Origin of the sequence: Photorhabdus heterorhabditis (assembly GCF_001280945.1) — a bacterium.
Lineage (GTDB): Bacteria > Pseudomonadota > Gammaproteobacteria > Enterobacterales > Enterobacteriaceae > Photorhabdus > Photorhabdus heterorhabditis.
The window spans coordinates 21,150-36,199 of sequence record NZ_LJCS01000046.1 but is presented as its reverse complement, the minus strand read 5'-3'; the positions used below and the strand labels follow the sequence as shown (position 1 = coordinate 36,199).

10 protein-coding genes and 2 pseudogenes are annotated in these 15,050 nt (G+C 42.0%); 11 read left to right on the top strand and 1 reads right to left on the bottom strand.

Translation table 11 applies throughout. From position 1 onward, the window contains the following. Nucleotides 1–87: pseudogene (locus tag AM629_RS22335) on the top strand (RNA-guided endonuclease InsQ/TnpB family protein); the annotation flags it as partial. Between the two features lie 138 nt (nt 88–225). Here the strand turns inward: AM629_RS22335 and pepD are convergent. Next, the gene (pepD, locus tag AM629_RS14990) at nt 226–1,686 is read right to left on the bottom strand and encodes a beta-Ala-His dipeptidase (RefSeq protein WP_054480076.1); all 1,461 of its coding nucleotides are present in this window, start codon (nt 1,684–1,686) and stop codon (nt 226–228) included. A gap of 256 nt (nt 1,687–1,942) precedes the next feature. Between pepD and gpt the strand changes: the two genes are divergently transcribed. The 10 genes and pseudogenes from gpt (at nt 1,943) to alaS (ending at nt 14,998) form a co-directional block, all read left to right on the top strand. Beyond that, the gene (gene gpt, locus AM629_RS14985) at nt 1,943–2,404 is read left to right on the top strand and encodes a xanthine phosphoribosyltransferase (protein ID WP_054480075.1); all 462 of its coding nucleotides are present in this window, start codon (nt 1,943–1,945) and stop codon (nt 2,402–2,404) included. Between the two features lie 14 nt (nt 2,405–2,418). Beyond that, complete coding sequence (frsA, locus tag AM629_RS14980; protein WP_054480074.1) at nt 2,419–3,666, top strand: esterase FrsA; 1,248 nt, start codon at nt 2,419–2,421, stop codon at nt 3,664–3,666. Between the two features lie 241 nt (nt 3,667–3,907). After that, nucleotides 3,908–5,011: a glutamate 5-kinase gene (proB, locus tag AM629_RS14975; RefSeq protein WP_054480081.1), complete on the top strand. Its 1,104-nt coding sequence runs from the start codon at nt 3,908–3,910 to the stop codon at nt 5,009–5,011. Nucleotides 5,012–5,020: 9 nt separating this feature from the next. Beyond that, nucleotides 5,021–6,274 carry a glutamate-5-semialdehyde dehydrogenase gene (gene proA, locus AM629_RS14970; protein WP_054480073.1) on the top strand — a complete coding sequence of 418 codons (1,254 nt, stop codon included), beginning with the start codon at nt 5,021–5,023 and terminating at the stop codon, nt 6,272–6,274. A gap of 172 nt (nt 6,275–6,446) precedes the next feature. Continuing rightward, on the top strand, nt 6,447–6,971 hold the full coding sequence (gene aroL, locus AM629_RS14965; RefSeq protein ID WP_054480072.1) for a shikimate kinase AroL: 525 nt from the start codon (nt 6,447–6,449) through the stop codon (nt 6,969–6,971). A 109-nt stretch (nt 6,972–7,080) separates the two neighbouring features. Then, nucleotides 7,081–8,946, top strand: a pseudogene (gene aas / locus AM629_RS14960) (bifunctional acyl-ACP--phospholipid O-acyltransferase/long-chain-fatty-acid--ACP ligase); the annotation flags it as partial. A gap of 56 nt (nt 8,947–9,002) precedes the next feature. Then, the gene (lplT, locus tag AM629_RS14955; protein WP_054480080.1) at nt 9,003–10,172 is read left to right on the top strand and encodes a lysophospholipid transporter LplT; all 1,170 of its coding nucleotides are present in this window, start codon (nt 9,003–9,005) and stop codon (nt 10,170–10,172) included. A gap of 10 nt (nt 10,173–10,182) precedes the next feature. Then, entirely contained in the window at nt 10,183–10,686 is a 504-nt protein-coding gene (gene pncC / locus AM629_RS14950) for a nicotinamide-nucleotide amidase (RefSeq protein ID WP_054480079.1), read from the top strand. 99 nt (nt 10,687–10,785) lie between these two features. Further along, nucleotides 10,786–11,853, top strand: coding sequence for a recombinase RecA (gene recA / locus AM629_RS14945; protein ID WP_054480070.1), 1,068 nt, complete (start codon nt 10,786–10,788; stop codon nt 11,851–11,853). A 514-nt stretch (nt 11,854–12,367) separates the two neighbouring features. Further along, on the top strand, nt 12,368–14,998 hold the full coding sequence (gene alaS, locus AM629_RS14940; protein ID WP_054480069.1) for an alanine--tRNA ligase: 2,631 nt from the start codon (nt 12,368–12,370) through the stop codon (nt 14,996–14,998). Nucleotides 14,999–15,050: the final 52 nt, after the last annotated feature.

Sequence of the window (15,050 nt, the reverse complement as noted above, 5' to 3'; positions counted from 1 at the left end):
GGAATACTGGAATTACAAGCGGCGGGACTCGTCGTTTCTGCCCATGGAGGCCAGTGTAAATCCGTCACACAGACGGTTGCGGCCTAGGAAGTGGGAAGCCTCGCCCGACAGGGCGGGGAGCAGTCACTTGGCTTGCATGTGACTTTACAGGACCCGCAAATTGATCGGCAACTTTTGTTTGAATGGTAATTCCCCTGCTACTACGTTGGAGCAGGGGAGGTCTGATTAAGCTTTTTCAGGAATGGCTTTCAGGACTGCGGTCAGAAGTTGCCAATATTGCCCGACACTCTTAATGTGAACCTGTTCGTCAGGGGAGTGAGCGCCTGTGATAGTTGGCCCGATGGATACCATGTCCATATCAGGATAAGGTTTCTTGAATAATCCACATTCTAGTCCTGCATGAATCACCATAATATTAGGTGTCTTGTCGAACAGCTGTTGATAAGTATCACGTACCAAGTGCATTACTGGAGAATTTGCATCTGGTTGCCAGCCGGGATAATCACCTTTAGCGGAAATTTCAGCATTTGATAGTTTAGCCAGAGAAGAGAGCATACTGATAACATAAGATTTGCCGCTGTCGATAAGCGAACGGATTAAGTAAATGATGTTTACCTTATCTTGTTCCATAGCAACAACGCCCACATTTAGGGAAGTTTCTACCACACCTTTGATGACATCACTCATACGGATAACACCATTGGGAGTACTGTTTAGCAATGAGATAAAACGATTTTGGCAGTCATCAGTTAATGCTTGAATATCGGTTTCAACTTCTTCCAGCAATATAGTCAGGTTTTTCTCAACGATGGCATATTCGTTTTTCAGTATCCCCAGGTATTTATCTTTCAGTTGGGCAAACTGTGCAGCTTTATCTGCGGGGATGGCAACAATAACATGGCCTTCACGTGGAATAGCATTACGCAGAGTACCGCCTTGGAAATCGAGCAGTTTTAGCCCCAACTCCTCAGTATGGGCGGCAAGGAATCGTGCCAGAAGTTTGTTGGCATTACCCAGTCCCAAATGAATATCACAACCGGAATGTCCGCCTTTGAGACCTTTGATTATCAGTTTTAATGTTTTGTAGTTAGCCGGAACTTTTTCACGAGTCAGTGCTAAAGTTGCAGTGAGATCGATACCACCAGCACAACCCATGTAGATCTCGCCTTCTTCTTCTGAATCGGTATTGATCAAAATATCAGCCTGAAGCCAACCCGGTTGCAGACCAAACGCGCCATCCATTCCGGTTTCTTCCGTCATGGTCAATAAAATTTCTAGCGGGCCATGCTTGACATTGTCATCAGCCAGCACTGCCAATGCTGATGCCAGGCCAATACCGTTATCGGCTCCCAATGTTGTACCTTGTGCAGTAACCCATTCACCATCAATATAAGGACGGATAGGATCTTTAGTGAAATCATGCGCTGTATCGTTGTTTTTCTGTGGCACCATATCAAGGTGTGCTTGCAGAACAACCGATTTACGATTTCCCAGCCCTTTACTGGCTGGCTTTCTGATCAGAATGTTGCCAACCAGATCACGTTCAACATGTAAGCGTTTCTCTTGCGCCCATTGCATAATGTGAGTTGCCAGCGCTTCTTCATGATAAGAAGGGTGAGGAATAGAGCAGATTTTGGCAAAGATGTCCCATAGAGGTTGAGGGGATAATTGTGATAATTCTGACACGACGAATCTCCTGTGACTGCATTTCAATAAGATGAAAATACTAATCTCTACCTGAGATATAGATTTTATTATTACGAGCTATTAACGTTATGATGCGATTAAACTCAGAATACCACTTTATTTTGGTCAGAATAATATGATTCGTCGATTCCTTGTTTCTGCTGGTTTTTGCTCACCTAAATCACTATAATCTCGCGCAACTTTTTTCTGCAAAAAATCTTTTCTGAAATATTCTTAGTTGCCGGGATCAATTCTTATGAGCGAAAAATACGTCGTAACCTGGGATATGTTGCAAGTACATGCCCGTAAATTGGCACAACGTTTGCTTCCTGTTGAACAGTGGAAAGGCATCATTGCTGTCAGTCGTGGGGGCCTTGTACCTGGGGCGCTCCTCGCGCGTGAACTGGGTCTCCGTCATGTAGATACAGTCTGTATTTCTAGTTATGACCATAATAATCAGCGTGAGCTGCAAATATTGAAGAAAGCAGAAGGTGATGGTGAAGGTTTCATCGTTGTAGATGATTTAGTTGACACTGGTGGCACAGCTCAGGCTATTCGTGAAATGTATCCAAAAGCTCGTTTTGTGACTATTTTCGCAAAACCAGCAGGTCGTCCTTTGGTTGATGATTATGTTGTTGATATTTCACAAGATACTTGGATTGAGCAACCTTGGGATATGGGCGTAGTATTCGTTCCACCAATTTGTGAAGGTAAATAAAGTCAGCATTTGTTATGGCAAAACAAAATCTTTCAGAATCACTTTTTAAGCCAAGGCAAAAACATCAGGAAACCTCTACGCTGGTAAAGCGCCGCTATCCTCGATTGGTTGCCGGTAATTACAATACGTTGGACGGTAATAGCCACGGGCGCTGGTATCGTATGATTAACCGGCTGATGTGGATTTGGCGAGGAATTGATCCGTTTGAAATAGAAGAAGTACTGTGCCGGATTGCCATAACAAGTTCCCAACGCAGTCATGATGATTTATTGGATACTGTGGTTGGGTATCGTAAAGGTAACTGGGTTTTTGAGTGGTCACATCAGGCTATGTTCTGGCAACAGCAAGCATTGCAGGCAGGACAAACGCCAGAAGCTGGTAGTTTTTGGTTGAAAGCAGCTAACTTGTATAGCATTGCCGGTTATCCTCATCTTAAAGGTGATGAGTTGTCTCAGCAGGCAGTTATTTTGGCAAATAAAGCTTATGAAAATGCAGCTCATTGCTCTGATTATCAGTTGAGGAAAATAGAGTTCAAACTGAAAGAAGGCAGTTGTGTGACCGGTTTTCTTCACTTGCCTCAACAATCGCAAGGGCCGTCTCCAACCATTTTGGTTTGTGGTAGTTTAGATAATTTGCAAAGTGATTATTATCGGCTATTCCGTGATTATTTGGCTCCTCTCGGGTTTGCCATGCTGACGGTGGATATGCCTTCAATTGGTTACTCTTCACGGCTAAAACTGACACAAGATACCTGCACTCTTCATCAGCAAGTCATCCATCAATTGAGTGAAATCCCTTGGATTGACCATACTCGGGTTGGCATTTTTGGTTTCCGTTTTGGTGCTAATGTTGCTGTCCGGTTAGCTTATTTGGAAGCTAAACATATTAAAGGTATTGCGGTTCTTGGTGCTATTGTTCATGAATGGCTCAATAGTGTTGAACGCCAACAACATGCTCCGGCAATGTATCTTGATATGTTTGCCAGTAGGTTGGGTATTTATAATGTGGATGAAAATGCGTTTCGTCTCGAACTCAGTTGTTACTCTCTTAAAAAACAAGGTTTGTTAGGCCGGCGTTGTCCTGTTCCTATGCTCGCTGGTTACTGGCAGAATGATATTTTTAGCCCGAAAGAAGAATCGAAGCTAATAGTAATGTCATCTATGGACAGCAAATTACTGGCTATTCCGACGACTCCTGTTTACAGCAGTTTTGATAAGGCATTACAAGAAACCAGCCAATGGTTGAAAAATAAAATCTGTTAGTAATCGTTCTTACTTGATGATTTTTAATCCATTTGTAGGATTCCCTCAAATGCTTTATCGAAGTTATTGACTCTTGCAAATTAAAACAGTGCGTTCTGAAAGTTTCAGCTGAAATTAATAGCATAAGCTTGTTTTGAGCTAACATTTTTTCGATTTAGCATTATGTCTGTTGGCATAACGCTTCTCTCCTGTTAAAACTGAACACTGTTTTTTTCGAATTATATATAATGGCAGAAATATGATGAATAGCAGCCAAACATTGGTTGTGAAACTGGGAACAAGTGTACTGACTGGTGGATCGCGTCGTCTTAATCGAGCTCATATTGTGGAGCTTGTGCGTCAATGTGCTCAGCAACATGAAAAAGGCCATCGCATTATTATTGTGACTTCCGGTGCTATTGCGGCAGGTCGGGAACATCTGGGGTACCCGGATTTGCCTGCTACTATTGCGTCTAAACAATTATTGGCTGCGGTAGGTCAAAGCCGGTTGATTCAGTTATGGGAACAACTTTTTTCTATTTATGGTATTCATGTTGGACAGATGCTATTGACTCGTGCAGATTTGGAAGATCGTGAGCGTTTTTTAAATGCCAGAGATACTCTACATGCTTTGCTTGATAATCGCATTGTTCCTGTAATCAATGAAAATGATGCTGTTGCTACTGCCGAAATTAAAGTTGGTGATAATGATAACCTATCTGCACTGGCAGCAATTTTGGGGGGAGCAGATAAGCTGTTATTGCTGACTGATATTGAAGGGTTATATACCGCTGATCCACGTAGCAATCCAAATGCAGAATTTATTCAGGAAGTTTATGACATCAGTGATGAATTACGCATGGTTGCCGGTGATAGTGTTTCTGGGTTGGGAACGGGTGGAATGGCGACCAAACTCCAGGCTGCGGGGATTGCAGGTCGTGCCGGTATTGATGTGATTATTGCAGCGGGCAGCAAACCTGATGTTATCTCTGATGTCATTGAAGGTAACCCAGTAGGTACTCGCTTCCATGGGCTGGCAAGCCCGCTGGAAAACCGTAAACGTTGGATTTTTGGCGCACCGCCTGCGGGTGAAATTATTGTTGACCACGGTGCTGGAACTGCAATATGTAAGAAAGGGAGTTCTTTGTTACCGAAAGGGATTAAAAATATTAAAGGTAATTTCTCCCGTGGAGAGGTTATCCGCATTCGTAGTCTATCAGGTAAGGATTTGGCACATGGTGTTAGCCGCTATAATAGTGATGCTTTGCGTTTGATTGCCGGTCATCATTCACAGCAGATAAGCCAAATCCTCGGTTATGAATATGGTGCTGTTGCGGTTCATCGTGACGATATGATTGTGAGTTAAGGGTTCATAATGTTAGAACAAATGGGAAAGGCTGCCAGAGAAGCCTCATGGCAACTGGCACAGCTAAATACAAAACAGAAAAATCAGGTATTAATCCACATTGCAGATTTGTTGGAGCAGGAAAGTGCAGTCATTCTCGAAGCTAATCAGTTTGATATGATTCAGGCCCGTGAACAGGGGATGCATGAAGCATTGTTGGATCGTCTGTTACTGACATCTGAACGTTTGACCGCGATCGCAAATGATGTTCGCCAGGTATGCCGTTTATTTGATCCGGTTGGACAGATAATTGATGGCAGTTTGCTTGATAGTGGTCTGAAGCTGGAGCGTCGTCGTGTACCTCTTGGTGTGGTCGGGGTGATTTATGAAGCGCGTCCTAATGTCACTATTGACGTTGCATCTCTGTGTTTGAAAACAGGTAATGCGGTTATTTTGCGTGGTGGCAAAGAAACTCACAACACTAACCAAGCAATAGCTAAAGTGATTCAGTGCGCACTTGAACAGAGTGGATTGCCTGCCGCGGCAGTGCAGGCGATAGATAAACCGGATCGTGAGTTGGTCACTCAGCTACTAAAAATGGATCGTTATGTGGATATGTTGATCCCGCGTGGTGGTGCTGGGTTGCATAAACTGTGCCGCGAGCAATCAACTATTCCGGTTATCACTGGTGGTATTGGTGTCTGCCATATTTTTGTCGATGAAAGTGTTGATTTTAATCAGGCATTGACTGTAATCACTAATGCTAAGGTGCAACGCCCAAGCGCTTGTAATGCTTTGGAAACTTTGCTGGTACATGAGAAGATCGCGGCAGACTTTTTGCCTGCATTGAGCAAAAATATGAAAGGACAGGGTGTTACCCTTCATGCTAGTAAGTCAGCAATGGCATTTTTGCAAGAAGGTCCTGCTAAGGTCGTGGATGTGACAGAAGCAGATTACAGTGATGAATGGCTATCTTTAGATATGAATGTGGAAATTGTCAGTGATATTGAGCGGGCAATTAACCACATCCGTACATACGGTACATCCCACTCTGATGCAATTCTGACTCAATCTTTGCACAATGCTGACTATTTTGTTCGTCAGGTAGATTCCGCAGCGGTTTATGTGAATGCCAGTACTCGTTTTACTGATGGTGGGCAATTTGGTTTGGGGGCTGAGGTTGCAGTCAGCACTCAGAAATTACATTCCCGTGGCCCAATGGGATTGGATGCGCTAACTACATATAAATGGGTTGGTTATGGTGATGATCTAATTCGTGAATGATCTGCTTGTTGTTACCCCAAAAGTGTATTTGATTAATTGAGGTATCAGTATAATCATGCTTTTGGGTAGCTTTTTCCATATATTAACTTTTGATTTTACGTTAATGTAAAGTATTGGTTACTATGGGTGTTAATATATTTTTAATGATGAAATTTACCAAGGATATCAAGCAATGAACCAAATATTGTTTATTGTAGGTGCACGTGGAGCAGGAAAAACGACAGTTGGAAAACTATTAGCGAATGAATTATCGTACACATTTATTGACACCGATCATCATATTCAACAAACCAGTAATATGACAATTGCGGATATTGTTAACCAACAAGGGTGGCAGCAATTTAGGCAATTGGAAAGTGAGGCTTTACAACAAGTTAGTCAAAGAGATCGGGTTATTTCTACTGGTGGTGGGATCATTCTTTCAACTGAAAATCGCCAATATATGCAACAAAATGGTACGGTGATTTATCTTCAGGCTTCAGCTAATATATTAGCTGAGCGATTGATGCAGCAGCCGGAAAATACTCAACGTCCCAGTTTGACAGGAAAATCTATCGTTGAAGAAATGGAAGAGGTGCTTGCCGCAAGGGAAAAACTCTATTGTGAATGCGCAAATCATATTATTAATGCGCAACTTTCACCGGAAAAAATCACAGCTTATGTGAAAGAAATTATTCTTCCCAGAGTAATCTCCTGACGTTGTTCGATAATATTCTTATTTGAAAAATAAGAATATTACAGTATCGAACAATAAATAGTATCTATAGTATTTTCTATTTATTTTTCAAATGGGCTGAGATACGGATATGTTGTTTAAATTTCTAAAGTTTGTTTTTCGTTTGATGTTTCGTTTAACAATAGAAGGGGATATTAAACAATTTGCCTACCCAAAATGTCTTATTACACCTAATCATGTCTCTTTTCTTGATGGTGTTTTACTAACACTTTTTTTACCAACTAAGCCGGTATTTGCTGTCTACTCTAGCATTGCAAATCGTGGTTTTATGAAACTGGTAAGGCGCTATGTTGAAATAGTTCCTTTGGACCCAATAAATCCAATGGCAGTCAGGATATTGGTCAAGGAAATAGAAAAAGGGCGTCCGATAGTTGTCTTCCCTGAAGGGAGAATTACTGTTACCGGTTCTTTGATGAAAACCTATGATGGTGCGGCTTTTATTGCAGCGATATCGGAAGCGGTGGTAGTTCCTGTCCGTATTGAAGGGTTAGAAAAAACGATATTTAGTCGATTAAAAGGTATCTTCAAACTGCATCTTTTTCCGAAGGTGACAATAAAAATTCTGCCTGCGACACGATTGCCGATGCCGGATGCATCTAGTTCGGAGCAACGACGTCGTTTAGCCGGTGAGCGTTTGCATGAAATAATGATGAATGCACGAATGGCAACCCGACCGCAAGAAACAATATTTGAATCTTTACTGGTTGCACGAAAACAATTTGGTCGTTTTAAGCCCTGTATTGAAGATGCTTCTTTTAAAGAAGACAGTTATAACGGGCTGCTTAAAAAAGTACTGGGTACCAGCCGTATTTTGCAGCGTTTTACCTGTCAGGGGGAACGGATTGGTTTTCTTTTACCTAATGCCACTATTATGGTAGCTGCGATATTCGGGGCATCTTTGAGAGGAAGGATACCGGCTTTACTAAACTATACAACCGACGGTCACGAATTGAGGAATGCGGTAGCGGTTGCCAGTATCAAAACTATTGTGACTTCCCGGCAGTTTCTGAAAAAGGAAAAGTTAGCTTATTTATCTGAACAAGTTACTGGGGTTAACTGGGTTTATCTTGAGGATTTTGGAGATACGGTTACTCTTCTGGATAGGTTATGGATCTTATGGCACCTTTTTTTCCCGAAACAAGCTATGGTGGCACAAAAGCCAGATGATGATGCTTTGATATTATTTACGTCTAGTTCAGAAGGTATACCCAACGGGGTCGTGCATAGTCACTCCAGTTTGTTGGCAAATGTGGAACAGATAAGAACTATCACTGATTTCAATCCACTTGACCGTTTTATGTCTTCTCTACCATTGTTTCATGCACTTGGATTGACTGTTGGTCTATTGACTCCTTTATTGGCTGGCTGCCGGGTATTTCTCTATCCAAATCCATTGCACTATCGGGTTGTGCCAGAACTGGTATATGAACGTAATTGCACGGTATTATTAGGCACATCCACTTGCCTGGAGAATTATGCCTATTTTGCTCATCCATATGATTTTGCACGTCTTCGCTATGTTATGTCCGGTATTGAAAAGCTTTCTGAAAATACTAAGTGCGTTTGGCAAGATAAATTCGGTATTCGCATTTTGGAAGGGTATGGAATGACAGAGTGTGCTCCTGTCGTCGCATTAAATGTGCCGATGATGGCTAAAGTTGGTACTGTTGGGCGAATTTTGCCGGGAATGGAATTCCGTTTGATACCGGTGGCAGGCATCAAAGAAGGAGGGTGTTTGCAATTGCGAGGCCCGAATATGATGAAAGGATATCTGAGAGTTGAAGATCCAGATCATTTGGTACTACCATTGGCGGAAGATGAATATGGGAATATTCAGTCTGGTTGGTACGACACTAGAGATATTGTTTCAATTGATGAGCAGGGATTCTGTACTATTCTCGGCAGAATGAAACATAAAATAACTGAAGCTGGACAGGAATAACAATTGTGGATAAATCTTCTGTTGTTGCTCAACCGCTATTAACTTGCGGCATGAAAGCAGTATTGATCTCGCAGTTTTGTTCGGCCTTTGCAGATAATGCTCTGTTTTTTGCAATTCTGGCACAGCTGAAAGCGCAGTTTTACCCAGACTGGAGCCAGCCGATATTGCAGATCGTATTTGTCCTTGCATATATCTTATTAGCGCCTTTTGTGGGGCGAATAGCAGATGGCTTCCCAAAAGGCAGAGTGATGTTATTTGCTAATAGTTTCAAGTTATTGGGCGCGCTTAGTATTTGCCTGGGTTATGATCCATTTTTTGGTTATGCTTTGGTTGGGATTGGTGCAGCATCATATTCACCGGCTAAATACGGAATCTTGGTTGAACTGACTGATGGTGATCGTTTAGTAAAGGCTAATGGTTTGATGGAGGCTTCAACCATAGCGGCTATTCTCATTGGCTCTGTTGCTGGTGGATTTTTATCTGATTGGAACTTGACTGTCGCATTATTTGCTTGTGCATTCATATATGGTATCGCTGCCATTGTTAATTTATTCATCCCTCGCTTATCGGCAGTCCATCAAGATAGGAATTGGCATTTGAAAAAGATGCTGACAGATTTTACTTCAGCTTGTTGTATTCTTTGGCATAACAAAGGAGCACGGTTTTCTTTGGTTGGCACCAGTTTGTTTTGGGGAGCGGGTGTAACATTGAGATTTTTGTTGGTCTTATGGGTACCTGTCGTTCTGGGAATTACTGATAACAGCACACCAACAGTACTCAATGTGATGGTGGCCATTGGGGTTATTATCGGTGCGGGTGTTGCTGCTCGTCTTATTACACTGAAAACAGTATACCGTTGTATGCCGGTCGGCATTTTAATTGGTGTGATGGTGGTAATTTTTGCTGCTCAGCAGAATATTTGGGCTTCTCATGTCATATTAATTATTCTTGGCGTGTTTGGTGGTTTGTTTGTTGTTCCACTGAATGCTTTATTGCAGGAAAGAGGTAGACAAACAGTCGGAGCCGGTAATGCAATTGCAGTGCAGAATTTGGGTGAAAATACTGCCATGTTGCTGATGCTTGGCTTGTATTCACTAGCCATTAAAATAGGTGTCCCGGTTGTCACTGCGGGAATAGGTTTTGGTGTGTTGTTTGCGCTGACAATCGCTAGTTTGTGGATTTGGAATCGGTTTCAGAAAAATGGATCTTTTACTGGATAAAAGGGGTGTTATGGATGAAAAAATTTTGACTCAGCTTAGTATTGAGTTGGGAAAGAAACTGAAACAACAAGCATTGTGGGTGACCTTTGCTGAATCTTGCACAGGTGGTTGGTTAGCGAAAGTGCTCTCGGATATTGCTGGTAGTTCCGCTTACTTCGACCGGGGCTTTGTGACGTACAGCAATAAAGCTAAGCATCAGATGCTTGGTGTATCAGAAACGGTTTTACAACAACATGGTGCAGTCAGTGAACCAGTTGTGAGAGAAATGGCAACAGGGGCATTGAAAGCAGCGCAGGCAGATCTTGCAGTTTCTGTTAGTGGTATTGCTGGGCCTGATGGTGGTAGTGAAAAAAAACCTGTTGGTACAGTATGGTTTGGGTTTGCACACCGTACAGCAAATGGGATAGAAGTTGTCACCCGCCATTGTTGTTTTAACGGTGATCGAAATGAAGTTCGTCTGCAAGCTGCAATTTATTCTCTAAAGACATTGCTATCAGAGATTTTAAAAAATTAGCTTGATGCTGTATGATTATACAGTATAATTGCAGGCAACATTTTGGTATTAGATTCATCGGCAGTGAGGTAACCTTTCATTGCTTACGAGGGAGTAAAAATGGCTATTGATGAAAATAAACAAAAAGCACTGGCAGCGGCACTAGGCCAAATTGAAAAACAATTTGGTAAAGGTTCCATCATGCGTCTGGGCGAAGACCGTTCAATGGACGTTGAAACTATCTCCACTGGTTCACTGTCACTGGATATTGCGTTAGGTGCTGGTGGTCTGCCGATGGGGCGTATTGTTGAAATCTATGGTCCAGAATCCTCGGGTAAGACAACGCTGACATTACAGGTTATTGCCGCAGCACAGTGTGAAGGTAAAACTTGTGCATTTATTGATGCTGAGCATGCTCTTGATCCTGTATATGCTAAGAAACTGGGTGTTGATATTGATAACCTGTTATGTTCTCAGCCAGATACGGGTGAACAAGCTCTAGAGATATGTGATGCGCTGACACGTTCCGGTGCTGTTGATGTCATTATCGTAGACTCCGTTGCTGCTTTAACCCCGAAAGCTGAGATAGAAGGTGAAATTGGCGATTCTCATATGGGGTTGGCCGCACGTATGATGAGCCAGGCAATGCGCAAACTGGCGGGTAACCTGAAAAGTTCCAATACACTGTTGATCTTTATTAACCAGATCCGTATGAAAATTGGGGTTATGTTTGGTAATCCTGAAACAACAACTGGTGGTAATGCACTGAAATTCTATGCTTCTGTCCGTTTAGATATTCGCCGTATTGGTTCTGTAAAAAATGGTGAAGAGGTTGTTGGTAGTGAAACCCGTGTTAAGGTTGTGAAAAACAAAGTGGCTGCGCCATTTAAGCAAGCAGAATTCCAGATTATGTATGGTGAAGGTATCAACACTTATGGGGAGTTAATCGACTTAGGTGTGAAGCATAAACTGGTGGAAAAAGCAGGCGCATGGTACAGCTACAATGGCGATAAAATTGGTCAGGGCAAAGCGAATGCTACTACCTACCTGAAAGAACATCTTGAAATTGCTACTGAGTTAGATAAAAAATTACGCGAAATGTTGTTACATAATGCTGGCGAGTTCAGCAGTGCTGCTTCTGATTATGAAGACAGAGGAAGTGAAGAGATGAATAGCGAAGAATTTTAATCTAACTATATCCCCTGTATTAGCAAAAATTTCCGTAAGCCCTGTCTAATTCAGACAGGGATAAAAGTGAGAGTAATGCGTTATATTCTTGAATATACGTGGTGAAATATACTACTTTTGTCTAAGCGGAATCTTATATAAGATCTATTTAGAACAAGCAGCTATGGCCTTATGAAGTAGTAGTAAGTTTAGTGTAATAAAGACTGGAGGTATTACGTCGGTAAAAGTTTTTACTACTAAACTTAGTTTACTATCAGACTTAAACCGCGTTAATAATAGTGCGGTTCTTTCTTAAGAGAGCAAGTGTTATCCGTATAATGCGATCATGCTTTCAGAAAATACCCAGACGATTTACAATGTCGCCAGCGAATGGATGTATCTGGGATTTTACTTCTAATGGAAGAAATTTTATCTTATCCCCACTTTGTTTATTCGTGAGTTGAAAATAGGTGATGAAAAATTCCACCTGACCAATTCATAAATCTGTTTTTTCCAGCTTGATTTCGGGACAATTATGAGCAAAAGCACCGCTGAGATCCGTCAAGCGTTTCTCGATTTTTTTCATACTAAAGGGCATCAGGTAGTACCAAGTAGTTCTTTAGTTCCAAATAATGACCCAACACTACTGTTTACCAATGCAGGAATGAATCAGTTTAAGGATGTATTTCTTGGACTGGACAAAAGATCTTATTCCCGGGCAACAACTGCTCAGCGCTGTGTTCGTGCCGGTGGTAAGCATAATGATTTAGAAAACGTAGGTTATACCGCGCGTCATCATACTTTCTTTGAGATGTTGGGTAATTTCAGTTTTGGTGACTATTTCAAACACGATGCTATTAACTATGCTTGGGAACTTCTGACGGGCAAAGATTGGTTCAATTTGCCTAAAGAAAAATTATGGGTGACTGTCTATCATACCGATAATGAAGCCTATGATATCTGGCAAAATAAGGTCGGAATACCCGCAGAAAGAATTATCCGCATTGGTGATAACAAAGGTGCTCCTTATGCATCAGATAACTTCTGGCAAATGGGTGATACTGGACCGTGCGGCCCTTGTACTGAAATTTTCTATGATCATGGTGACCATATTTGGGGTGGACCGCCTGGAAGCCCAGAAGAAGATGGCGACAGATATATTGAAATCTGGAACATCGTTTTTATGCAGTTCAACCGCCATGCTGATGGCACGATGGAACCATTGCCAAAACCATCCGTAGATACTGGAATGGGGCTAGAGCGCATTGCGGCTGTACTACAGCACGTCAATTCCAACTATGAGATCGATCTGTTTCGTGACCTGATTGCTGCTGTAGCTAATGTTACAGGTGCTACAGATGATCTAAGTAATAAATCTTTGCGGGTTATTGCGGATCATATTCGTTCATGTGCTTTCTTGATTTGTGATGGAGTTATTCCTTCTAATGAAAACCGTGGTTATGTGCTGCGCCGTATTATCCGCCGCGCTATCCGTCACGGGAACATGTTGGGGGCTAAAGATACCTTCTTCTACAAACTGATTGCGCCATTGATAGTAGTGATGGGCGCTGCGGGAGAAGAGCTTAAACGCCAGCAAACAATTGTTGAGCAAGTCTTGAAAACAGAAGAAGAGCAATTTGCCCGTACGCTGGAACGTGGACTTCAGTTGTTGGACGATGAACTAGTAAAACTGTCTGGTGATATCCTGGATGGAGAAACAGCATTCCGTCTTTACGATACCTATGGTTTCCCTGTGGATTTAACCGCTGATGTTTGTCGTGAGCGTAATATTAAGGTTGATGAAGACGGTTTTGAAGTAGCAATGGAAAATCAGCGTCGTCGTGCACGTGAATCAAGTGGTTTTGGTGCCGATTATAACGAACTGATTAAGGTTGATGAGCGCAGTGATTTCTCTGGTTACGATCATTACGAACAGCAGGCAACAGTAACGGCTATCTTTCGTAATGGTGAATCAGTCAATCAAATTCAAGCGGGTGAAGAAGCGATTGTTATACTGGATAAGACAGCTTTTTATGCTGAGTCCGGTGGACAAGTTGGTGACTCAGGTATTCTGAGTAATGCCGATTGTGCTTTTTGTGTCATTGATACACAAAAATATAGTCAGGCTGTTGGTCATATTGGTAAGCTTGAAAAAGGTACTTTAAGTGTAAACCATGAGATCAATGCTGTTATTGATATAGAACGTCGTGATGCAATTCGTTTAAATCATTCAGCAACCCATCTGTTACATGCTGCACTACGTCAGGTTTTGGGTGAGCACGTATCTCAGAAAGGCTCTTTGGTTAACGATAAATATCTTCGTTTTGATTTCTCTCATTTTGAGGCAATGAAACCGGAACAGATCCGTCAAGTAGAGGATCTGGTTAATGCTGAAGTTCGTAAGAATTCACCTGTAATTACTGAATTGATGGATCTGGAAGAAGCCAAAGCCAAAGGAGCAATGGCACTATTCGGTGAAAAATACGAAGAGCACGTCCGTGTACTGTCAATAGGGAATTTTTCCACTGAATTATGTGGAGGAACTCATGCAAGCCGTACCGGTGATATTGGTTTATTCCGTGTTACGGCTGAATCTGGCACTGCTGCTGGTATACGTAGGATAGAAGCAATTACAGGTAAAAAAGCACTGAAATCTGTATATCAACAGTCTGATTTACTTCAGGATATTGCTCAACTGGTGAAAGGTGATATCAATAATCTGAACGAAAAAGTACGGGTAATATTGGATAAAACCAAGGGGCTAGAAAAAGAGCTTCAACAACTTAAAGATCAAAATGCAGCACAGGAAAGCTCTTCTTTGGCAAGCAAAGCGCAAGAAGTGAAGGGGGTGAAATTACTGGTAAGCCAGTTAAATAATACAGAGCCTAAAATGTTGAGAACTATGGTCGATGATCTGAAAAATCAACTAGGTTCGGCAATTATTGTGCTTTCTACTATAAGTGATGATAAAGTCAGCTTAATTGTTGGTGTCACAAAGGATCTGACTGCTAGAATAAAAGCAGGTGAATTAATTTCTTCTATAGCTCAGCAAATCGGTGGTAAAGGTGGTGGTCGCCCTGATATGGCTCAAGCAGGTGGCTCTGATGTTAAGGCATTACCTTCTGCTTTGGATAGCGTAGGGGAGTGGGTAGCATCGCGATTATAAGCGGTGTTACCCAAATTACCTGAGTTTAGAAGGCACCATAATAGGTATTTTT